Here is a 21025-nt window from a genome sequence, read left to right as displayed (position 1 = left end):
CCTTGAACGATCGGCCCGCCCCGCGCATTCCGCCCGGGGCCCGACGCCGCGCGCAGGCCGCAGGCCCGCCAGGCCCTCAGAAGGGGTGCCCCGCCGGGGTCGAGCGGACCGTGGTCCAGCGCAGCTCCGTGAAGGCGTCCAGGTTCGCCTCCCCGCCGAACCGGGCTCCCGTGCCGGAGGCGCCCACCCCGCCGAAGGGAGCCACCGCCTCGTCGTTCACCGTCTGGTCGTTGACGTGCGCGATCCCGGTCGGGATCCGCCCGGCCAGCTCCAGCCCGCGCGCCGCGTCCCGGGTCACGATCCCGAGGGAGAGGCCGTACGGGCCCGCCGAAGCCAGGGCCACCGCCTCCTCCTCCGTGCCGAAGGACCGTACGGGCGCCACCGGGCCGAAGACCTCCTCCGCGTACGCGGGGGTGTCGTCGGCGACGCCCGCCAGCACGGTCGGCCGGTAGAACAGCCCCTCGTGGGTGCCCCCGGCGACGAGCTTGGCGCCCTGCTCCGCACTGGCCTCCACCAGGGCGTGGACCCGCTCCAACTGGCCGCGGTCGATCAGCGGCCCCAGGTGCACCCGCTCTCGGTACGGGTCCCCCACCGCCAGCGCCTCGGCCCGCGCGGCGAGCCGCTCCACGTACTCGTCGTACAGCGAGGCGTGGACGAGGTGGCGGCCGGCCGTCATGCAGATCTGACCCTGGTGGAAGAACGAGCCCCAGGAGGCCTGCGCCACGGCGGCCCCGACATCGGCGTCCCCGAGTACGACGAGGGCCGAGTTCCCTCCCAACTCAAGGTGCGCACGCTTGAGGTGACGGCCCGCCAGTTCTCCCACGAGCCGCCCGGCGGCCGTGGACCCGGTGAACGACACCACCCGCACCAGCGGATCCGTGACGACCGCCGCCCCGGTCCGTGCGTCTCCGGGCAGTACGTGCAGCAGCCCGTCCGGGAGCCCCGCGGCGGCGAAGACGGCGGCGAGCGCGAGGCCGCCGCACACGGCGGTCCGCGCATCCGGCTTGAGCAGCACCGCGTTGCCGAGGGCGAGGGCCGGCGCGACCGAACGGATCGCCAGGATCAGCGGCGCGTTGAACGGGGCCACCACGCCCACCACCCCGGCCGGGACCCGGCGGGTGAAGGACAGGCGCGGAGCCTCGCTCGGCAGCACCTGTCCGACCGGGCGGGAGGCCAGCGCGGCGGCTTCGTAGCACTCCTGGGCGGCGACGTGCAGCTCGAAGTCCGCCTTGCCGGGTATCGAGCCGGACTCGCGCACCAGCCAGTCCCGCAGTTCGTCGGCGTGGGCCGCGAACAGGTCGCCGGCGCGGCGCAGGACCGCGGCCCGCGCCGTGTGGGTGGCCCGCGCCCAATCCTCCTGGGCGGCCCGCGCCCGTACGGCGACCTCCGCGACGTCGGCGGGCGCGGCCAGTTCGATGGTGGCGAGGGTACGGCCGGTGGCGGGTTCGACGACGGGGGCGGCGCCCCCGGTCAGGGTCGGTCCGTCCTGCCAGAGCGTCGGTTCGAGGAGCGGCATGGCGCGGGGCCTCCGGTGGGGATGGGCGTGGCAGGGGGCGGCAGCACGCGCCATCGTGCCAGACCGGAGGCACCACATCTGTTCAGTTATTGGGCAGTTGACGGGCCGTCGTGACCGGAAACGTTCGACGGCGCGACGGCGTGGGTGCGTTCAGCGCTCCAGGACGAGCGCGATGCCCTGCCCGACCCCGATGCACAGCGTCGCCATGCCCGTACCCGAACCGGCCGCGGCCAGCTGGTGCGCCACCGAACCGGCCAGCCGGGCCCCGGAGGCACCCAGCGGGTGACCGATCGCGATGGCGCCGCCGCGCGGGTTGAGCACGGCCGGGTCCAGCTCCGGCCAGGCCGCGACGCAGCCCAACGCCTGGGCCGCGAAAGCCTCGTTGAGTTCAAGGGTGGTGAGTTCGGCCAGGCCCCGGCCCGCCTTGGCGAGCGCGCGCTGCACGGCGTCGACCGGCCCCAGACCGAAGAGCTGCGGCTCGATGCCGGTGACCGCGGAGGCGCTGATCCGGGCGAGCGGCTCCCGGCCCGTGGCCGCCAGCCCGTCCTCGTCCGTCAGCAGCAGCGCCGCGGCGCCGTCGTTGAGCGGGGAGGCGTTCGCGGCCGTGACCGTACCCGTGCCGTCCGTCCGGAACGCGGGCTTCAGGCGGGCCAGCGCCTCGGGGGTGGAGCCCTCCCGGATGCACTCGTCGCGCACGAGGTCCACCCCGGGGTACGGGACGACCTCGTCGTCGTACAGTCCGGCGGACCAGGCGGCCGCGGCCTTGCGGTGGCTCTCCAGCGCGAAGAGGTCCTGGGCCTCGCGGGTGATGCCGTGCTTCTCCGCGATGAGTTCGGCGCCCTCCCCGAGGGAGCCCGTCCACTCCGCGGGCATCCGCGGGTTGGTCATCCGCCAGCCGAGCGTGGTGGACCACATCTGCTGGTGTCCGGCCGGGAAGGGCCGTTCCGGCTTCTGCACCACCCAGGGGGCGCGGCTCATCGACTCCACGCCGCCCGCGATGGCCACCGAGGCGTCGCCCAGCGCGATCGCCCGGGCGGCCTGGACCACCGCTTCGAGACCCGAACCGCAGAGCCGGTTGACGGTGACCCCGGGCACGGACACCGGGAGACCTGCGAGCAGGACCGCCATGCGGGCCACGTCCCGGTTGTCCTCGCCCGCGCCGTTGGCGTCACCGAAGACCACGTCGTCGATCCTGGCGGGGTCCAGGTCGGGCGTACGGTCCACCAGCGCCCGCACGACGTGTGCGGCGAGGTCGTCCGGGCGGACCCCGGCGTAGGCGCCGCCGAACTTGCCGATCGGGGTGCGGACGGCGTCGACGACGTACACGTCGCGGACGGTGCGGATGCTCATGGGGGCTCTCCTGGGCGGATCCTTACGGGCGGCGCCGGGGCGGTGCCGTGGTCGGCACCCGGTACGGCGCCGGGCGCGCCCGGTGGGGCGCGCCCGCAGTCTCCGTCCGCAGGTCACCGGCTGTCAACGGCCCCTTGCCGGCCGGCGGCGGACGCCGGCCACCGACCAGGGCGATCAAGCCGGTCAGGCAGGTCGGGCCGGTCCGGGGCGGTGGGGCCGGTCCGGGGTCTGGTCCGCTTCGGGGCGGGACGTGGCGGCGGTGTCGTCAGGTCGACTCCCGCCGGACGGCCACCGCGGTCATCAGGTCGTGCCGCTGCGTGATCTCGGACGGCTCGCGCACCGCCCGGTCCACCAGCTCGGCCAGGTGGTCCCCGCTGGGCAGCTCGATCTGCACCGTGCTCAGCCTCGGCCGCAGCAGCCTGCCGATGAGCAGGTCGTCCGCGCCCATCACCGCGACGTCCTCGGGGATGCGCAGGCCCTCGTCCAGCAGGGCCCGCATCAACAGCATCGCGTACTCGTCGTTGTACGCGAACACCGCGTCCGGGCCGAGCGAACGCCAGCGGGCGGCGAGGGCGGCGGCCGACTCCTCCGAGTAGGCCATCGGGAGCGGCTCGATCACGGCGTCCGCGACCGAGCGGGCACCCTCCAGCCGAGGGGTGGAGAAGAGCTCCAGCCCCTCCTCCTGCGGGACGACCACGCCGATCCGCCGGTGGCCCCGCTCGACGAGGTGCGCGGCCGCCCGGACGCCGACCTCGCTCTGGTCCATCACCAGGGAGTGCGCCCCGGGGACCCCGATCGGGCCCATGGTTATCACCGCGCGGGCGCCGGCCCGCTTGAGCGTGGCGACGTTGTGCGCGGACAGGGTGGTCTCGCCGAGGGATATCACCGCGACCGGGCGCAGCTCGGCCCAGGCGCGCGCGGCTTCGTCACCGCTGAGGCCGAGGCTGCCGTACTGGACCACGGTGTAGTCGAGGCGGCGCAGGGACCACTGGAGCTCGTTGAGGAAGGCGCTGTAGAGCGGGCCGATCGGCACGTGCGAGGTGGGCAGCAGCACGATCCGCGTATGCCCGGCGCGCAGGCTGCGCGCGGCGGCGTGCGGTACGTACCCGAGCTCCTCGGCGGCCTGACGGACCTTGCGGCGGGTCGGTTCGCTGATGCGTACGGCTTCCGCATTGTTCAGGACGTACGAGACCGTCGCGCGCGACACACCGGCGAGGCGGGCCACGTCGGCACTGGTCGGGACGGGGAGCTGCGCGGGGGACGGCGCCGGGGCCGGGGCCAACGGCTTCGGCGCTTTCGATGACTGTGACATTGCCGTGGCATCCTTCCAGACCGATTGCGCCCGGGGGCTAGCGCATGGCCGGAAACCAGTGCTACACAGTGGTTACACGATTCATTGACACGTGTAACCAGGCGCCGCACCCCGCGCCTCGGGGGGGCGCAGCAGCACGTGTCCGACCGTGTCCCGCCGTGCCGCCGCCCTGTCGTGTTCCGTCGCACCCCCGCCGTCGCGACAGCGCGGCGCGCACCTCTTGGCACACCGATCCGCACCCTCCCAGCACCTCCCCGCACCCCTCCCTGCACCCCTCACCCACTTTCACCCGCACGATGAAACCCGCCCACGAGGGCACCGTGGCCCTTTCCTCCTCCGGCACCGGCACCACCGGAGCCACCCCCGACGACGCGTCCGCCTCAGTTGGCGCCGCCACCGCCGCGCGCGGTCCCGGACGGGGCCTGTTCCCGTTGCTGCTCGTCGGCAACAGCGCGATGTACACGCTCTACATCGGCGTCGCCGGCGTCCTGCTCGCCCTCCAGGTAGAAGACGTCGACCCGGCGAACAAGGTCTCCAATTTCGGCCTGATCGCAGGGGTCTCCGCGATCTTCGCCACCGTCTTCAACCCGGTGGCCGGCGCGCTGTCCGACCGCAGCGGACGGCGCAACCCCTGGATCCTGGGCGGCGGGCTCGCCGCCGTACCGGCGATGTTCCTGCTCGGCACCGCCGACACGATCCTGCTCATCACGATCGCCTGGTGCCTCGGCCAGGCCGTCATGAACGTCTACCAGGCCGCCATCACCTCCGTGGTCCCCGACCGGGTTCCCAAGTCCGCCCGCGGCACGGCCTCCGCGGCCGTCGGGCTCGGCCTGCCCTTCGGCTCCACCCTCGGCGCCCTGCTCGGCGCGGCGTTCTCCGAGGACTACCGCACCGGGTACCTCGTCTTCGGCGCGGTCGTGGCGGGTGCCGCCGTCCTGTTCACCGCCTGCACCCGCGAGGAACGGCTCCCGGCGCGCGCCCCGATGCCCGTCAAGGAGCAGCTCGCCGCCTTCACCAGCGCCCTGCGGAACCACGACTTCCGGTGGGCCTTCATCGGTCGGGCGCTGCTCGTCCTCGGCTACTTCGCGGTCACCGGGTACCAGCTGTACATCCTCCAGGACCACACCGTGCTGCCCGACGGCATGAAGCCGCAGGCCGCGGTGGCGGTGCTGATGCCGCTGACCAGCGCCGCGATGGTCGTCTCCACGGTCCTCGGCGGCTACCTCTCCGACCGGCTCGACCGCCGCAAGCTGTTCGTCGGCGCCTGCGCCCTGCTGTCGGCCGTCGCGCTCGTGATCCCGGCCGTGTCGGCGAGCTGGACGGCCATGCTCGCCTTCGCGGCCGTCAACGGACTCGCCTTCGGCTGCTACATGGCCGTCGACACGGCGCTCGTGACGATGGTGCTCCCGAAGGCCGAGGACGCGGCTCGCGACATGGGCGTGCTCAACATCGCGAACGCGGGCCCGCAGATCATCGCGCCGTTCGTCGCCTCGGTGGTCGTCTCGCTGAGCGGCGGCTACACCGCCCTGTTCGTCGTCGCCGCCGTTGCGGTGGCGGGCGCGCTGGCGGTGAAGCCGATCCGCAGCGTGCGGTGAGCGCGGGCGGTCCACCGCCGCCCCTTTCCACCCGGTCCGCCTCCTCTCGTACACGGCACCACCCTGCAGAAAGGCAACACCGTGCAGCTGCACACCCACACCTGGGGCGAGGGCGACCGCGTCGCGCTCCTGATCCACGGCATGATGGCCGACCACCGGACCTGGCGCCGGGTGGGCCCCGCACTCGCCGACCGCGGCTACCGGGTCATCGCCGTGGACCTGCGCGGCCACGGCGCCAGCGGGCGCGGCGCCTACCGCCCGGAGCTCTTCGCGGACGACCTCGTCGAGAGCCTGCCGACGGGCGCCGACCTCGCCATCGGCCACTCCCTGGGCGGACTGGCCCTGTCCCTCGCCGTGAACCGGTTGAAGCCGAAGCGGGCGGTGTTCTCCGACCCGGCCTGGCACCTGGCCGGCCCGGCCGAGGGGATGGGCCCGGAGCTGTTCGTCCAGTTCAAGTCCGCGCCCAAGGAGCAGATCCGGGCGATGAACCCGCGCTGGGAGGACGCGGACGTCGACATCGAGCTGGAGACCCTGGCCGCGTGGGACGAGGAGATGGCGCTCGGCATGGCCTCGCTGTCCGGCGCGAATCTGCTGCCGGCGGCGCCGGTGGTCCCCTCGCTCGTCCAGCTCGCCGACCCGAGCATCCCCATCTCGCCGGAGCGGGCCGCGCTCCTCGAAGAGCGCGGCTTCGAGGTCCGGTCGGTCGCCGGCGCCGGACACACCATCCACCGCGACGACTTCGACGGTTTCATGACCTCGCTGGAAGGCTGGATCCAACCGCTCTAGCCACCCTCGGTCCCTCCCCGCTACCTTCGGCCCTACCGATCGGTAACGAGGAGGTCCGATGTCGGTGGCGTCAGGTACCAGAGCTTCGACCGTCTCTTCCGCCTGCGGCGGTCTGGTGGACACGGCGCGGGCTCTCGCCGAAGGAGCCGTCTCCGCACGCCGGTTGACCGAGGAGGCACTGGAGCGGATCGCCACCGCGCAGCCGGAGCTGAACGCATTCCGGATCGTGCGCACCGAGGCCGCGCTCGCCGAGGCGGACACGGCCGACCGTCGCCTGGCCGCCGGAGAGCGGCTCCCGCTGCTCGGTGTACCGGTCGCCGTCAAGGACGACATGGACGTCGCCGGGGAGCCGACCGCGTTCGGCTGCGCCGGGGAGTTCCCGCCGAAGACCGCCGACGGCGAGGCCGTACGAAGACTGCGCGCGGCCGGCGCGATCATCGTCGGCAAGACCCAGACACCAGAGCTGGGCCAATGGCCGTTCACCGAAGGCCCGGCGTTCGGCGACACCCGCAATCCGTGGAACCCGGCCTACACGCCCGGTGGTTCCTCGGGCGGCTCGGCGGCCGCCGTGGCCGCGGGCCTGGTCCCGGCGGCGCTCGGGTCCGACGGGGCGGGTTCGGTACGGATCCCCGCGGCCTGGACCCACCTGGTGGGCGTCAAACCGCAGCGCGGCCGCATCTCCACCTGGCCCGAGCCGGAGTCGTTCCACGGGCTGACGGTCAACGGTGTACTGGCCCGCACCGTCGCCGACGCGGCGCTCCTGCTCGACGCGGCGAGCGGCCAGCACCCCGGGGACCGGCACCACCCGGCCCCCGTCTCGGCGGTCGAGGCGACCCGCCGCACCCCGCGCAGGCTGCGCATCGCCCTGTCGTTCGCCATGGCCTTCACCGCGACGCCGAAGTCCCTGGACCCGGAGGTCCGTTCGGCGGTGGAGCGACTGGCCGCACGGCTGGAGTCGCTGGGCCACGAAGTGGTCCCGCAGGACCCGCGCTACGGACAGATCGGCCTCACCTTCGTCCCCCGGGCGACCGGAGGCGTACGGGACTGGGCGTCCCGCGTACCGGACCCCGCGGTGCTGGACCCGCGCACGCACGAGGCGATGCGCACGGGCCGCGTCCTGGGCGGCCTCCCGCTGCGGGTGTCCCGCCGGGCGGAAGTCCTGCTACGGCGGCGGGTCGGCGAGATCTTCGGCCGCTTCGACGTCGTCCTGACCCCGACGACGGCCGCACCACCCCTGCGCATCGGAGCCCTGGCGGGGCTCGGCGCGATGGCCACGGACCGGGCGATGATCGCGGCCTGCCCGTACGCCTGGACGTGGAACGTCCTCGGCTGGCCGGGGATGAACATCCCGGCGGGATTCACGACCGAGGGCCTCCCGATGGGAGCCCAACTCCTGGGCCCGGAGGGATCGGAACCCCTCCTCCTGAGCCTGGCTGCGCAGACGGAAGCGGCAGAAGGCTGGGCACGCCACTGGCCGGGCGGAACCTGAGGGCCCCCGGCAGGCCGGCCATCGACCGAGCCGACCCGGGGGCGGGGCCGGGGGCGGGGCGGATCGGGGTCGGAGGGGCCGGCCGGGATGCCGGGGGCGGGGCCGCCCCCGGCCGACCCCACCGACACCGCCCGGCCCGGCTCCCGCCCCCACCCCGCACCCCGCCCCGCCGGCACCGACCGGCCCCGGCCCCGGCCCCGGCCCCAACCTTCAACACCCTGTTGGAAGACTGTCGATCTCGTGTACGTTTCCTTTAGGAACTCACACGTCACGGGGAGCAGGAGCACTCATGGTTCAGCAGACGACGTGGACGGCCGTCGACGGCTACTTCAACGGGCTCCTAGTCCGGGAGGACGACGCTCTCGTCGCCGCGAGCGTCGACTCCGAGGCGGCGGGGCTGCCCGCGCATCAGGTGGCTCCGAATCAGGGGAAGTTGCTGCACCTCCTGGCCCGCATTCACGGCGCCCGCACCGTCCTTGAGATCGGTACGCTCGGCGGCTACAGCACCATCTGGCTGGCCAGGGCGCTGCCCGCCGGCGGGCGGCTGGTCACGCTGGAGGTCGACGAGCACTGTGCGGACGTCGCCGCCGCCAACATCGCCCGGGCGGGGCTGGACGAGGTCGTCGACATCCGGCGCGGCCGGGCCATCGACCTGTTGCCCGAACTGGTGGACCTCGCCCCGTTCGACCTCGTCTTCATCGACGCCGACAAGCCGTCCAACCCGGACTACCTGAAGTGGGCCCTTGAGCTCACCCGGCCCGGGAGCGTCATCATCGGCGACAACGTCGTCCGGGACGGCGCGGTCGTTGACGCCGACAGCACCGACCCCCGCGTCCAGGGGGTGCGCCGGTTCACCGAACTGATCGCCGAGCACCCGAGGTTGACCGCGACCGCCCTCCAGACCGTCGGCAGCAAGGGCTACGACGGCCTGGTCATGGCCCTGGTCACCGGCTGATCCGCGGCCCCTCGTATGCTCGCGTCGACCAACGACGCCAGTGGGGGAACGAGATGGGCACGAGCATTTCCGTGGAGGACAACAAGCAGGCCGTCCTCGGCTTCTTCGAGGCGGTCAGCGAGCGACGGCCGCAGGACCTGGTGAAGTTCATGGCCGGGGACGTCGTCGACCACAACCAGATCATCCACGGCGAGGCCGACGAGCCCGGCGCCGCCTTCGACGGCATCCGCAGCCAGCTCGCCGCCTTCGACCCGCTCACCGTCCAGGTCGAAGAACTCGTCGGCGAGGGCGACCAAGTCGTCGCGCGCGTCCTGCAGTGCGGCACCCACAACGGCACCCACCCGCGGATGCCGAAGCCGACCGGGCGCGCGTTCGAGGTGGAGGCCATCTGGATCTTCACCCTCGTCGAGGGGAAGATCGCGCAGATTCGAGCCGTGAGCGACCGGCTCGGGCTCTTCGCCCAGCTGGGCTGGGACTGGCCGGGGACGGAGTGACCGCCGCTGGCGCGCGCAGGCGGTCCGAGCCAGTAACCTCACCCGAATGACGGCACTTTCCCACCACAGCTCCGATCCCACCGAGCAGCCCGGGCGCGACGGGGTCACCGCCACGACCGAGGCCGATCCGCATGCCATCGGGCCCGTGCGCACCGAGTACGCGCCCGACAAGGACGGCGATCCGGATCCCGGCGAGATCGTGTGGACCTGGGTCCCGTACGAGGAGAACGACGGGCGCGGCAAGGACCGCCCCGTGCTGGTCGTCGCCCGGGAGGAGGGCGGGCGGACGCTGCTCGCCGTACAGCTGTCCAGCAAGCGGCACGACAACGATCGGGAGTGGGTGCCGATCGGGACGGGGCCGTGGGACGGCGCCGGGCGGGAGTCCTGGGTGGACGTGGACCGGGTGCTGAGGGTGCACGAGGCGGGCATGCGGCGCGAGGCGTGCGCCCTGGACCGGGGCCGGTTCCAGCTGGTCGTGAACCGGCTCCGCGAGCGCTACGGCTGGAGGTAGCGCGCCGGACGGGCCGGTGGGTCAGCCGCCGAGGGCGGCCAGCCCCCGTTCGGCGTAGTGCGGCCAGTGCTCCGCCCGGCCGGCGGGCAGGACGACCCAGTCCTTGAAGGGGTGCCCTGCGCCGGAGGGGTCGAAGAGTTCGACGCCGGGCAGGGACAGGGCTTTGGTGTGCGCCGGGGTGCCCGCGCCGAGTTTGACGGCGAGGGTGTCGCCGTTGAGGCAGGCGAAGACCTTGCCGCGGGCTTTGAGGGCGCGCGCCCCGAACATGGCGCCCGTGGTGACTCCGCGCGGGGCGAGGTCGGCGGCGATGTCCTCGAACAGGGCGTCGGGGGCGACGTCGGGATCGGGGTCAGGCTCGGGGTCGGTCACACGACGCAGTATGGCGGGACCCACCGACGGTCACCGGACACGCGACGCCGGCGCCCGGCCGCTGCGGCTCCTCCCACCCTTCCGGCCCCTCCCCCTCAGGCTCCGAACTCCGCGAAAGTCCGCTGGAACGCCTCCTTGGGGGCCGGATCGCGGTCCAGGATCCCGAACACCACCCGTTCGAAGACCCCTGCGAAACGGCCGGCCAGCAGGGCCCGGAAGGCCTCCGCGACCTCTGCGGGGTCGTTCTGGAACACTCCGCACCCCCAGGCCCCCAGCACCAGCCGCGGGTATCCGTGCAGCGTCGCCGTTTCCAGGACGCGCTCCGCGCGCCGGGCCAGGGCCGCCGGGATCTCGGCGGTGCGTTCTGGCTCCTGGCGGCGGATGGTGCCCGCGTTCGGGGCCGGGGAGGTGAGGAAGCCCGCTCGGAAGGGGGTGTCCAGGAGTTCGCCCCGGTCGTCGCGGAAGACGGGGACCCCGGGCGAGTGAATCACCCGGTCGGTGTAGAAGGTGCTGCGTCCCGCGCGGTGGACCTCGTAGTACTCCGGGGCCTCCAGCAGGGTCTCGTACAGGGCGGAGGCGCGGCACAGCGCTTCTTCCTGCGCCTTGGCCCCGCGGAGGTAGCCGCCCCCGGGATTGCGGGCCGAGGCGAAGTTCAGGACGGCCACCGGGACCGGCGCCGGACCGTCGGCGGCGAGCCTACGGGCTGCGACCGTGCTGCTCTCCCCCGTCACCTCGATGGCCGTCTCATGGCGTGCGGCGGGAAGACCCTCGTCTGGAATGACCTGGTTTGGCCCATATATCCTGGTTCCGGCCCTGGCGTCCGTCAGGGCGGCGGCGAGGGACACCTGCCGCCCCGACCGCGATCGGTAGCCACCGGCCGCCACGATGGTCGCGTTCTCCCGCGCGATCTCGCGCAATCTGCTGCTCACGTCGCCATCATCGGCAGTACGGACCGCCCGCGGCCAGAGATTTTTTCCGCGCGGTGGCCGACTCCCACCTTTCAGGCCGACAAGGACGGGTAGGCATGGTCAAGTCACATCATTGGACAGGAGACCCGGCCATGCCTCTGGACTCGTCCGCACCACCAGCCCCTCAGACCCCGGGCGCCTCACCCGCGCTCAGCGAAACCGCCGCCGAGGACCTGGTCCACGGCATCTGTTTCAAGACGGGCCCGCCCCGTACCCTCGGTGCCGAGCTCGAATGGCTCGTCCTGGACGCCGAGCGGCCAGGCGAGATATTGCCGCCCAACCGGCTGACGGCCGCGCACGACGCGGCCCGCGCCCTGACCCTGCAGTCCCGGCTCAGCATCGAGCCCGGCGGCCAGCTGGAGCTCAGCTCGGCCCCCGCCCCCTCCCTCTCCGGCTGCGTGGACGGCCTACAAGCCGATCTCACCGCCGTACGGGCCGCCCTGCGGGCCCGAGGTCTGGTCCTGTGCGGGACCGGCCGCGATGCGCGCCGGCCGCTGCGCCGACTGCTGCACAGCCCGCGCTACGACGCGATGGAGATCTACTTCGACCGCACCGGCCCCGCCGGGCGCGCGATGATGCGTTCCTCCGCCTCCGTGCAGGTCTGCGTGGACGCCGGGCACGAGGAACCGGGCCCCCTCGGGTACGGCCGGCGCTGGCGGCTGGCCCATCTGTTGGGCGCCGTGTTCGTGGCGGCCTTCGCCAACTCCCCCGCGCACGAGGGCCCGTACGCCGGCTGGCGGTGCTCCCGACAGGGGATCTGGCGGGACATCGACAGTCGGCGCGCGCTCGCCCCGCCACCGGACACCGAACCGCGGGCCGGGTGGACCCGGCACGCGCTGGACACCGAGGTGATGTGCCTGCGCGCGCCCGACGGCGGGTCGTGGGCGGCCCCGCGCGGGCTGACCTTCCGCGACTGGCTCCGGACCGACGGCGCGGCAGCCGGCGCCGGCGCCGGTTCCCCCCTCCTGCGGCCGCCCACCGCCGAGGACCTTGAGTACCACCTGACGACGCTGTTCCCGCCGGTGCGCCCGCGCGGCCACCTGGAGTTCCGGATGATCGACGCCCAACCCGGCGACGACGGCTGGCTGGTGCCGGTGGCCGTCATCCACGCGCTGTTCGACGACCCGGAAGCGGCCGAGAGCGCGTACCGGGCGGCGAAGGCACTGGCCGACACCCACGGGTCCGGGCCCGCGCCGCGCAATCCCCTGTGGCAGTCCGCAGCCCGGCACGGCCTGGCCGATCCGGAGCTGCGCACGGCTGCGGTCGCGTGTTTCCGAGCCGCGGCCGAGGCGCTGCCGCGGCTCGGTGCGAGCCAGCACGTCCAGGACACCGTCGACGCCTTCAACGAACGCTACGTACTGCGCGGTCGATGTCCCGCCGACGACGGCCATCGGCAGCTGACCGGAACGGGGGCGCACTGATGACCACTACACCTGCCGCGGATTCCACCGATGCCCCGGACCGTGCGCCCGCGGCGCTGCGCGAGCGGGCCTTCGCGGCGCTGACCGCGGCCCGTGCCCGTACGGCGCTGCTCACCGACGCGGTGAGCGACCGGGACCTGATCGCGCAGCACTCCCCGTTGATGTCCCCGCTGGTGTGGGACCTGGCGCACATCGGGAACCAGGAGGAGCTCTGGCTGTTGCGCAACGTCGCCGGGCACGAGTCGCTGCGCCCCGAGATCGACCCGCTCTACGACGCGTTCCAGCATCCGCGTTCCGAGCGGCCGAAGCTGCCCCTGCTGGGGCCGGCTGAGGCCCGCCGCTACACGGCCGAGGTGCGCGGCCGGGTCTTCGACCTGCTGGAGCGCACCGCGCTGGAGGGCTCCGCGCTGCTGGACGACGGCTTCGCGTTCGGGATGATCGCCCAGCACGAACAGCAACACGACGAGACCATGCTGATCACCCATCAGCTGCGCTTGGGCGAGCCCGCGCTGACCGCCCCGGATCCGGATCCGCCGCAGGGAGCGCCGCCGGCCGCCGCCGAAGTCCTGGTGCCCGCCGGTCCGTTCACGATGGGCACGTCGGCCGAGCCGTGGTCGCTGGACAACGAGCGGCCCGCGCACACCCGGGACGTCGGGGCGTTCTGGCTCGACACGGCGCCGGTGACCAACGCCGCGTACCAGGCGTTCATCGCGGACGGCGGTTACCGGGACGAGCGCTGGTGGGCCCCCGAAGGCTGGGAGCAGATACGTCGGCACGGGATCGAGGCGCCGCTGTTCTGGCGCCGGGAGGCCGGGCAGTGGCTGCGCCGCCGCTTCGGCGTGACCGAGCCGGTGCCCGCCGATGAGCCGGTGCTGCACGTCAGCTGGTACGAGGCGGACGCGTACGCCCGCTGGGCGGGGCGCCGGCTGCCCACGGAGGCGGAGTGGGAGAAGGCCGCCCGGCACGATCCGGCGACCGGGCGCGCCACCCGGTACCCGTGGGGTGACGAGGATCCGACGCCGTCGCACGCCAACCTGGGCCAGCGCCATCTGCGCCCGGCTCCGGCGGGCAGCTATCCGGCGGGGGCGTCCCCGCTCGGGGTGCGCCAGCTGATCGGTGACGTGTGGGAGTGGACCTCCTCCGATTTCCTGCCGTACCCGGGGTTCCGGGCGTTCCCGTACCGCGAGTACTCGGAGGTGTTCTTCGGCCCGGAGCACAAGGTGCTGCGCGGTGGTTCGTTCGCCGTGGATCCGGTGGCCTGCCGGGGCACGTTCCGCAACTGGGACCTGCCCGTGCGCCGGCAGATCTTCTCCGGCTTCCGGACCGCGAGGGACGTCTGATGTGCCGTCATATCGCGTTCGTGGGGCAGGAGGTGCCGCTGGCGCGGCTGCTGAGCGAGCCGGAGCATTCGCTCGTGCGGCAGTCCTGGGAGCCGCGGCGCCAGCGCCACGGGACGGTCAACGCCGACGGTTTCGGTGTCGGCTGGTACGCGGAGGGCGACCCGGCTCCCGCCCGCTACCGGCGGGCCGGGCCGATCTGGGGCGATTTGAACTTCGCCGATCTGGTGCGTGTGGTGCGTACGCGGGCCGCGTTGGCCGCCGTACGGGACGCCACCGTGTTCGGAGCGGACGGGGAGGCCGCGGCGGCGCCCTTCGCTTCGGGGCCGTGGCTGTTCAGCCACAACGGCGCGGTACGGGACTGGCCTGACGTGGCGGCGCCGATCGCGGCCGCCCTGCCGCCCGTGGAACTGCTGTCCCTGGCCGCGGGCACGGACTCGGCGCTGATCTGGGCGCTGGTGCTGCACCGCCTGCAGCGCGGGGACGATCTCGGCACGGCGCTCGCCGAACCGGTGCGGGAGTTCGAGGCGGTGGCCCCCGGCTCCCGACTGAACCTGCTGCTGACCGACGGCACGGGCATCGCGGCGACGGCCTGGGGCGATTCCCTCTGGTACCTGGCCGACGCGCAGGCGCAGCGCACGGTGGTGGCGTCCGAGCCCTATGACGACGATTCCCGCTGGTGCGAAGTACCCGACCGGACCCTGCTGACCGCCCGTGGCACACGGGTCGACCTGACCCCGCTGAAGGAGAACCCGCAGTGAGCGAATTCCAGTTGACCCGCACCCTCGACGAGCACTCCGCCGACACCGCGCTGCGCGCCGATGTCCTGCACGGGCTGACGGTGTCCCCCAAGGTGCTGCCGCCCAAGTGGTTCTACGATGCGCGGGGCAGCGAACTCTTCGAGGAGATCACCCGGTTGCCGGAGTACTATCCGACGCGCGCCGAGCGGGAGATCCTGCTGGCGCGGGCTGGGGAGATCGCTTCGGCGAGCGGGGCGCGCACGCTGGTGGAGCTGGGTTCCGGCTCCTCGGAGAAGACCCGGCACCTGATCGAAGCGATGCCCGCGCTGCACACGTACATACCGGTGGACGTGAGCGGGAGCGCCCTGGAGGGGGCCGCCGGGACGCTGCTGGCGGAGCACCCGGGGCTGCGGGTGCACGCGCTGGTGGCCGACTTCACGAAGCCGCTGAAGCTGCCGGATTCCCCGGGGCCCCGACTGGTGGTGTTCCTCGGCGGCACGATCGGCAATCTGCTGCCGCCGGAGCGTGCCGTGTTCCTGGCGTCCGTACGGGCGATGCTGTCGCCCGGGGACGCGCTGCTGATGGGGACGGACCTGGTGAAGGACGAGGCCGCGCTGGTGGCCGCGTACGACGACGCGCAGGGGGTGACGGCCGAGTTCAACAAGAACGTCCTGGCCGTCGTCAACCGGGAGTTGGGTGCGGACTTCCGCACCGACGACTTTGAGCACGTCGCGGTGTGGAACCGGGAGCAGGAGTGGATCGAGATGCGGCTGCGGGCCCGGTCGGAGCTGGTGGTGAAGGTCCGGGAGCTGGATCTGGTGGTGCCGTTCGAGGCGGGTGAGGAGATCCTGACGGAGATCTCCGCGAAGTTCCGTCAGGAGGGCGTACGGGCGGAACTGGCCGATGCAGGGCTTGAGTTGACCCAGTGGTGGACGGATGCGGAGGGTCGCTTCGCACTGTCCCTGTCGGTAGCGGACGGCGCGGTCGGCTGGGCCGGCACGCCCGCGAGCAGTGCGGGGGCGGGTACGGAGTCCGCGGCGACGGCCGCCTGAGCCGCGGCCGCGAGTTCCCGCCGGTCCGCGTGGCGGCCCGGCGGGATCCGCGGCAGCAGCCGGACCTCGGCCCGCACCCCGCGGGCCCGGGCGATCCGCCACAGGGAGGCGGTCAGCGGATCGTCCCCGACGAAGGCGGGCGCCCCGGCGGGGCTCCCGTCGGGGAGCCGGTAGGCGAGCTGTACGGGCTGTACGGGGACCCGGGCGGTCAGGGCGGCCTGGAACGCGGCCCGCCGGAAGGTCCCCCGGGCACGGCCGCACCAGGTGCTGCCCTCGGGGAAGACGGTGACGCGGTCGCCGGCCAGCAGGGCGCCGGTCATGGCGTCGACGGTGTCGGGGAGGGCGCGGATCCGCTCCCGTTCGATGAACAGGGTGCCGTTCTGTCGGGAGAGCGGGCCGAGCACCGGCCAGTCGCGGATGTCGCTCTTGGCCAGCATCCGGCAGGGCATGACGGAGGCGACCAGTGCGATGTCGAGCCAGGAGATGTGGTTGGCGACGATCAGCCGGCCGCCGCCCGGGCCGGGGTTGCCGTGCACGGTGATCCGTATGCCGAAGGAGCGGACCAGGGCGGTCGCCCAGGCCCTCACCAATGCCTGGCGGGGGCGGGTACGGAGCAGCCTGAGCGGCTGGAAGCCGAGGATCCCGAGGAGGATCAGGGCGGCGGCGGCGGTGAGCCGGAGCGCCGCGCGGGCGGGGCTCGCACGGTGCCCGTCGTGGCCGGCGCAGGCCTCGGGGGTGCAGGGCGAGGTGGGCAGCCAGACGCTCATGCGGCCGGGACGAGCGAGAGGAAGTGCTTGAGGTAGCGCGGGTTGGTGCGCCGCAGGGAGAGCAGCACGTACAGGTCGGCGCAGCCGAACTCGGCGTCGAGGGCCGGCTCGCCGCACACCCAGGCGCCCAGGCGCAGGTAGCCGCGGAGCAGCGGGGGCAGCTCCGTGCGGGCCGGGAAGGTGATGCCTTCGGCGTTCCAGGGGAGGTGGGGGGTGACCCGGTACTCCTCGGGGGCGAGGTTGCGGGTGAGGACGCTCTCGCGGGTGGCTGCGGCCAGGACCCCGCCGTCGGCGAGCGGCATCGAGCAGCAGCCGGCGAGCCAGTTGTGGCCGGAGCGGTCCATGTAGCGGGCGAGGCCGGCCCAGATCAGGGCGATGACGGCGCCGTTGCGGTGGTCGGGGTGGACGCAGGACCGTCCGACCTCGACGAGGTCGGGGCGGATCGGGGCGAGGGCCGAGAGGTCGAACTCGCCTTCGGAGTAGAGGCGGCCGGCGACGGCCGCGCGCTCCGGGGGCAGCAGCCGGTAGGTGCCGACGACCTGCTCGGTCTCTTCCTCGACGACGAGGAGGTGGTCGCAGTAGGCGTCGAAGGCGTCGGAGTCGAGGCCCGGCTCCGGGCCGTCGAGGCGGGCGCCGAGCTCTCCGGCGAAGACCAGGTGGCGCAGGCGCTGGGCGGCGCGCACCTCGTCCTCGCTGCGGGCGAGGCGGACGGCGTAGCGGGGGGTGGCGGGGAGGGCTGCGGGTGCCGTGACGGGTGCGGCCGCGGGGACGGGTGCGGGGGTGACGGGGGTGATGGCGGAGGGGGGAAGGGTGGACGGGGACAGGGGGGCGATGGTCATTGCGGCTCCTGATCCGGGCACGGGAGCCAGGCCGGCAGGCGTGCCGTCCTGGCTCCTTTACTTCTTCCGTGACCGGCTGGATTCGACATGACCGCTCAGCGGCACTTGGATGTGCGAACGCTGAACTCGGCGGGCTCGGGGCCGCGGGGCGGGCGGGGCCGGGCGGTGCTCAGCGGTCGGAGCTGAGGACCTTGCTGATCGTCTCCGATGCCGCCTTGGCGGCCTCCTCGGGGTTCTGGCCCGTGAGCACGGCCGTCATGTAGGGCTTGATCGGGTTCTTGCCCTCGACCTCGGCCCAGCGGGCGGACTTCGGCGTGGCCCGGCCCTGGGCGGCTCCGACGGCCATGGTCGCGGCGCCCTCGTTGCCGTCGACGAGGTGCGCGAGGGTGGTCTTGTTCGGTACGTAGCTCATCGTGCGGGCGAGCTCGGTCTGCCACTTCTCGCTGACCAGGGCGGTGATCACGTCGACGGCCTGGGCCCGGTGCCCCGTCCGCTCGGGGATGATCAGGTCGGAGCCGCCGGTGAAGACGGCGCCGGGCTTGTCCGAGGTCTTGCCGGGGACGGGGAAGAAGCCGAGCTTGCCCTTGAGGGCGGGGTTGGCGGCCTCGATCGCGGCGGCCTGGCCGGGCGGGGCGATGATCTGGGCGACGTCGCCGCGGGAGAAGACGTCGGACTGCGGGGGCGTCTCCTCGTCGGCGCTCTTCGGGCCGTCGCCGAGGGCCTGGAGCTGCTTGTAGAACGTCATCCCGGCCAGGGCCTTCTCGTCGTCGAGGGTGCCGACCCACTGTCCGCCGGTCTCCACGGCGAGGTCGCCGCCCTCGTCCCAGATGAACCCCGACAGGACGTACCAGTTCTGCCCGGCCAGGTAGATGCCCTGCTGGTCGCCCTTGTCGAGCTTCTGGGTGGCCTGGATCCACTCCTGCCGGTTCCTGGGCAGGGTCTTGATCCCGGCGTTCGCGAAGAGGTCCTTGTTGTAGATCACCACACGGTTGGCGGCGTACCAGGGGACTCCGTACTGGGCCCCGTTGATGCTCCCCGGGTCGGATAGGCCCTTGAGCCAGTCCCTGCTGCCCCACTCGCGCAGGCCCTCCAGGGTGAGTTCGGACAGGCCGCCGGTCTCGATGTACTGGGCGACCTGGGTGTTGCCGACCTCGATGACGTCGGCGCTCTCGCTGCCCTTACCGGCGAGCACGGCGTTGACCTTCTCGCCGATGCCCGTCCATTCCTGGATCTTGACGTCCAGGTCGATGCCGGGGTGCTCCCGCTCGAAGGAGGCGGTGAAGTCCGTGATGAAGGCCTCCGAGGCGCTGTCCTTCATGAGCCAGAGCGTCACCTTCTGCTTCCCGTCGGCGGATCCTCCCAGCAGGCTGCAACCGGTGAGGGCGGTCGCGGCCGCGAGGGCCGTGCACACGACGAGGAAGCGCATCTTCACGAAGGTCACCTTCTGGAGGCCGATCTCGGATGGCTTGAAATTGGCATAGACCAATGGGCGGGTCAAGGGCCTTTCACTCGGGACTGTTCGCACAAAGTTCGCGGAATTGGACTTACTGGGGCACCGTGGAACGAGGCACAAGACCCCACCGTCGGGAGACCCCCATGTCCAATCACACCTACCGGGTGACCGAGATCGTCGGCACCTCCCCCGAGGGCATCGATCAGGCCATCCGCAACGGGATCACCCGGGCGGGCCAGACTCTGCGCAACCTGGACTGGTTCGAGATCACACAGGTGCGCGGGCACATCGAGAACGGCGCCGTGGCGCACTACCAGGTGGGGCTCAAGGTCGGCTTCCGCCTCGACGGCGAAGACTGACCCGGTCGGCGGACCCGGGCCGGCCGGTCGGCGGGCCCGGGTTCCGCTACGCCGTCGACCGGCCGGGGTTCGCTACGCCGGCGGCGGGCCCGGGCCGCCAGGCCGTCGACCGGCCGGGAGCCGGCACGGTCCGAAGTGCGGCCTCAGGTGCGGCCCTCGCTCTCCTGGGCGGACTTGAGCTCCGGCGCGTCCGCCGCCCAGTTCGCTAGGACCACCGTGAAGCCCGCGGCGCGCGCCGCCTGGCAGACGAGCTCGTCGTCGTCCACGAGCATCCGCACCTCCCGGCCCCGGGCGAGCCGCTGCAACACCTCCAGTTTGGTGGTCCGGGCCGGCCTGCGGTCCTGGTTCCCGCGCATCCACAGCCGGCCCTCCGGCAGCCCGTGCCGGGCCAGCCACTCCACCGTGTCCGCGCGGCACCGCTCCGGACGGCCGGTGAGGTACACGATCTCGCAGTCGGCCGCGCGCTCCACCGCCAGTGCCACCCCGCGCGCCAGCGGCGGGTCGGCCGGCGCCGCACCGAAGAAGCCCTCCCAGTCCCGTGGGCGGCCCTCCAGGAAGTGCTGGCGGTGGTCGGTGTCGGCCAGGGTGTTGTCGATGTCGAAGACGGCCAGCGGCCGGCGGTCGTTGCGCTCACTCATGCGGGTCAGAGTAGGCAGGGAATCCTGACGGCGCGCGTGCGTTACAGCCTTGTGTGATACGCAGACTCTCCGTCCTGGACCGGTCCCGCACCCGCGAGGGGCACCCGCCCGCGCAGGCACTGCGCGACACCGTGGAGCTCGCACGCGCGGCCGAGCGGCTCGGCTACCACCGGTTCTGGGTGTCCGAGCACCACAGCGTCCCCGGGGTCGCGGGCTCCGCGCCGGCCGTCCTGGCCGCGGCCGTCGCCGGGGCGACCCGGCGGATCCGGGTCGGCACGGGCGGGGTGATGCTGCCCAACCACCAACCGCTGGTGGTCGCGGAGCAGTTCGGGGTGCTGGAGTCGCTGTTCCCCGGCCGGATCGACATGGGGCTCGGCCGCTCGGTCGGCTTCACGGGCGGGATCCGGCGGGCACTGGGCCGCGACACCGGGGACGCCGACCGGTTCGAGGAGCAGCTGGCGGAGCTGCTGGGCTGGCTGGACGGCACCCAACAGGCGCATCCCGAGGTGCACGCCCGTCCGGCGGAGGGGCTGCGGATCCCGGCGTACGTGCTGGCCACCGGCGAGGGCGCCGGGATCGCGGCCCGGGCCGGACTGCCGCTGGTGGTGGGCGACCTGCGGGCCCGGGACCGGGTCACGGAGATCATCGAGCGCTACCGCGCGGAGTTCCGCCCCTCGGCCGGCGGCTCCGAGCCGTACGTGGTCGTCTCGGGAACGGTGGCCGTGGCGCCGACCGCGGAGGCCGCCCGGCGCATCCTGGTCCCGGAAGCCTGGTCCCTCGCCCACTCCCGCACCCGGGGAAGCTTCCCGCCACTGCGCCCGGCGCAGGAGGTCGAGGCCCTGGACATGACCCCGAAGGAGCGGGAGCTGTACGAGGGCGGGCTCGCCGGGCACGTCCACGGCACGGAGGAGCAGGTCGCGGCGCAGCTCGCCGAGGTGGCCGCCTTGACGGACGCGGACGAACTGCTGGTCACCACCTCCACGTACGACCGCACGGCACTGCTGGACTCCTTCGAGCGGTTGGCGGGGCTGGCCGGGCTGACCGGACCGGCCGGGCTCTGATCCGGGGAGACCC

At 73.2% G+C, this 21025-nt stretch carries 20 protein-coding genes and 1 pseudogene; 12 read left to right on the top strand and 9 right to left on the bottom strand.

What is annotated here, in order from left to right:
• Nucleotides 1–76: 76 nt before the first annotated feature.
• The 3 genes from OHA65_RS33035 to OHA65_RS33025 form a co-directional block, all read right to left on the bottom strand.
• On the bottom strand, nt 77–1516 hold the full coding sequence (locus OHA65_RS33035) for an aldehyde dehydrogenase family protein (protein WP_405763060.1): 1440 nt from the start codon (nt 1514–1516) through the stop codon (nt 77–79).
• 150 nt (nt 1517–1666) lie between these two features.
• Nucleotides 1667–2866, bottom strand: coding sequence for an acetyl-CoA C-acyltransferase (locus tag OHA65_RS33030; protein WP_371645618.1), 1200 nt, complete (start codon nt 2864–2866; stop codon nt 1667–1669).
• 265 nt (nt 2867–3131) lie between these two features.
• Complete coding sequence (locus OHA65_RS33025; protein WP_327279795.1) at nt 3132–4178, bottom strand: LacI family DNA-binding transcriptional regulator; 1047 nt, start codon at nt 4176–4178, stop codon at nt 3132–3134.
• A 296-nt stretch (nt 4179–4474) separates the two neighbouring features.
• Between OHA65_RS33025 and OHA65_RS33020 the strand changes: the two genes are divergently transcribed.
• From OHA65_RS33020 to OHA65_RS32995, 6 genes are all read left to right on the top strand, one after another.
• A complete protein-coding gene (locus OHA65_RS33020) occupies nt 4475–5773 on the top strand; it encodes an MFS transporter (RefSeq protein ID WP_405763057.1) in 1299 nt (432 codons plus the stop codon).
• Nucleotides 5774–5854: 81 nt separating this feature from the next.
• A complete protein-coding gene (locus tag OHA65_RS33015) occupies nt 5855–6559 on the top strand; it encodes an alpha/beta fold hydrolase (RefSeq protein ID WP_405763055.1) in 705 nt (234 codons plus the stop codon).
• A 58-nt stretch (nt 6560–6617) separates the two neighbouring features.
• On the top strand, nt 6618–8048 hold the full coding sequence (locus tag OHA65_RS33010) for an amidase (protein ID WP_405763053.1): 1431 nt from the start codon (nt 6618–6620) through the stop codon (nt 8046–8048).
• Nucleotides 8049–8337: 289 nt separating this feature from the next.
• Nucleotides 8338–9003 (top strand): O-methyltransferase, encoded by a 666-nt coding sequence (locus tag OHA65_RS33005; RefSeq protein ID WP_327279791.1) that lies wholly within the window; start codon nt 8338–8340, stop codon nt 9001–9003.
• 53 nt (nt 9004–9056) lie between these two features.
• A complete protein-coding gene (locus OHA65_RS33000) occupies nt 9057–9497 on the top strand; it encodes an ester cyclase (RefSeq protein ID WP_327279790.1) in 441 nt (146 codons plus the stop codon).
• Between the two features lie 46 nt (nt 9498–9543).
• Entirely contained in the window at nt 9544–10008 is a 465-nt protein-coding gene (locus OHA65_RS32995; protein WP_328764457.1) for a type II toxin-antitoxin system PemK/MazF family toxin, read from the top strand.
• A 21-nt stretch (nt 10009–10029) separates the two neighbouring features.
• Here the strand turns inward: OHA65_RS32995 and OHA65_RS32990 are convergent, their stop codons facing one another.
• Complete coding sequence (locus OHA65_RS32990) at nt 10030–10377, bottom strand: hypothetical protein (protein ID WP_328764456.1); 348 nt, start codon at nt 10375–10377, stop codon at nt 10030–10032.
• 95 nt (nt 10378–10472) lie between these two features.
• On the bottom strand, nt 10473–11306 hold the full coding sequence (locus tag OHA65_RS32985; protein WP_405763052.1) for a TIGR02452 family protein: 834 nt from the start codon (nt 11304–11306) through the stop codon (nt 10473–10475).
• Between the two features lie 131 nt (nt 11307–11437).
• Between OHA65_RS32985 and egtA the strand changes: the two genes are divergently transcribed.
• The 4 genes from egtA to egtD are packed head-to-tail and all read left to right on the top strand — an operon-like array spanning nt 11438 to nt 15895.
• Nucleotides 11438–12766 carry an ergothioneine biosynthesis glutamate--cysteine ligase EgtA gene (gene egtA / locus OHA65_RS32980; RefSeq protein WP_405763050.1) on the top strand — a complete coding sequence of 443 codons (1329 nt, stop codon included), beginning with the start codon at nt 11438–11440 and terminating at the stop codon, nt 12764–12766.
• Nucleotides 12766–14106, top strand: coding sequence for an ergothioneine biosynthesis protein EgtB (gene egtB / locus OHA65_RS32975; protein WP_405763048.1), 1341 nt, complete (start codon nt 12766–12768; stop codon nt 14104–14106). The genes egtA and egtB overlap by 1 nt, the downstream gene beginning before the upstream one ends.
• Entirely contained in the window at nt 14106–14864 is a 759-nt protein-coding gene (gene egtC / locus OHA65_RS32970) for an ergothioneine biosynthesis protein EgtC (RefSeq protein ID WP_327279784.1), read from the top strand. Before egtB ends, egtC begins: the two co-directional genes overlap by 1 nt.
• Nucleotides 14861–15895, top strand: coding sequence for an L-histidine N(alpha)-methyltransferase (egtD, locus tag OHA65_RS32965; RefSeq protein WP_405763046.1), 1035 nt, complete (start codon nt 14861–14863; stop codon nt 15893–15895). Before egtC ends, egtD begins: the two co-directional genes overlap by 4 nt.
• A 239-nt stretch (nt 15896–16134) precedes the next feature.
• Here the strand turns inward: egtD and OHA65_RS32960 are convergent.
• The 3 genes and pseudogenes from OHA65_RS32960 to OHA65_RS32950 all read right to left on the bottom strand — a co-directional run.
• Nucleotides 16135–16662 (bottom strand): annotated as a pseudogene (locus OHA65_RS32960) (lysophospholipid acyltransferase family protein); the annotation flags it as partial.
• Entirely contained in the window at nt 16659–17501 is an 843-nt protein-coding gene (locus tag OHA65_RS32955) for a GNAT family N-acetyltransferase (RefSeq protein ID WP_405763044.1), read from the bottom strand. The gene OHA65_RS32955 and the pseudogene OHA65_RS32960, both read right to left, overlap by 4 nt.
• A 169-nt stretch (nt 17502–17670) precedes the next feature.
• Nucleotides 17671–18933 (bottom strand): extracellular solute-binding protein, encoded by a 1263-nt coding sequence (locus OHA65_RS32950; protein WP_405763043.1) that lies wholly within the window; start codon nt 18931–18933, stop codon nt 17671–17673.
• A 164-nt stretch (nt 18934–19097) separates the two neighbouring features.
• Between OHA65_RS32950 and OHA65_RS32945 the strand changes: the two genes are divergently transcribed.
• Nucleotides 19098–19313 carry a dodecin gene (locus OHA65_RS32945; protein ID WP_327279781.1) on the top strand — a complete coding sequence of 72 codons (216 nt, stop codon included), beginning with the start codon at nt 19098–19100 and terminating at the stop codon, nt 19311–19313.
• 143 nt (nt 19314–19456) lie between these two features.
• Here OHA65_RS32945 and OHA65_RS32940 read toward each other — a convergent pair whose 3' ends face one another.
• Nucleotides 19457–19951 (bottom strand): HAD family acid phosphatase, encoded by a 495-nt coding sequence (locus OHA65_RS32940; protein ID WP_329315310.1) that lies wholly within the window; start codon nt 19949–19951, stop codon nt 19457–19459.
• Nucleotides 19952–20004: 53 nt separating this feature from the next.
• On the opposite strand from OHA65_RS32940, the gene OHA65_RS32935 reads away from it, so the two are divergent.
• The gene (locus tag OHA65_RS32935; RefSeq protein ID WP_327279779.1) at nt 20005–21012 is read left to right on the top strand and encodes an LLM class flavin-dependent oxidoreductase; all 1008 of its coding nucleotides are present in this window, start codon (nt 20005–20007) and stop codon (nt 21010–21012) included.
• Nucleotides 21013–21025: the final 13 nt, after the last annotated feature.

This window comes from Streptomyces sp. NBC_00045 (assembly GCF_045041095.1).
Taxonomy (GTDB): domain Bacteria; phylum Actinomycetota; class Actinomycetes; order Streptomycetales; family Streptomycetaceae; genus Streptomyces.
The sequence above is the reverse complement of the archived record's forward strand: the minus strand, read 5'-3'. Positions and strand labels throughout refer to the sequence as shown.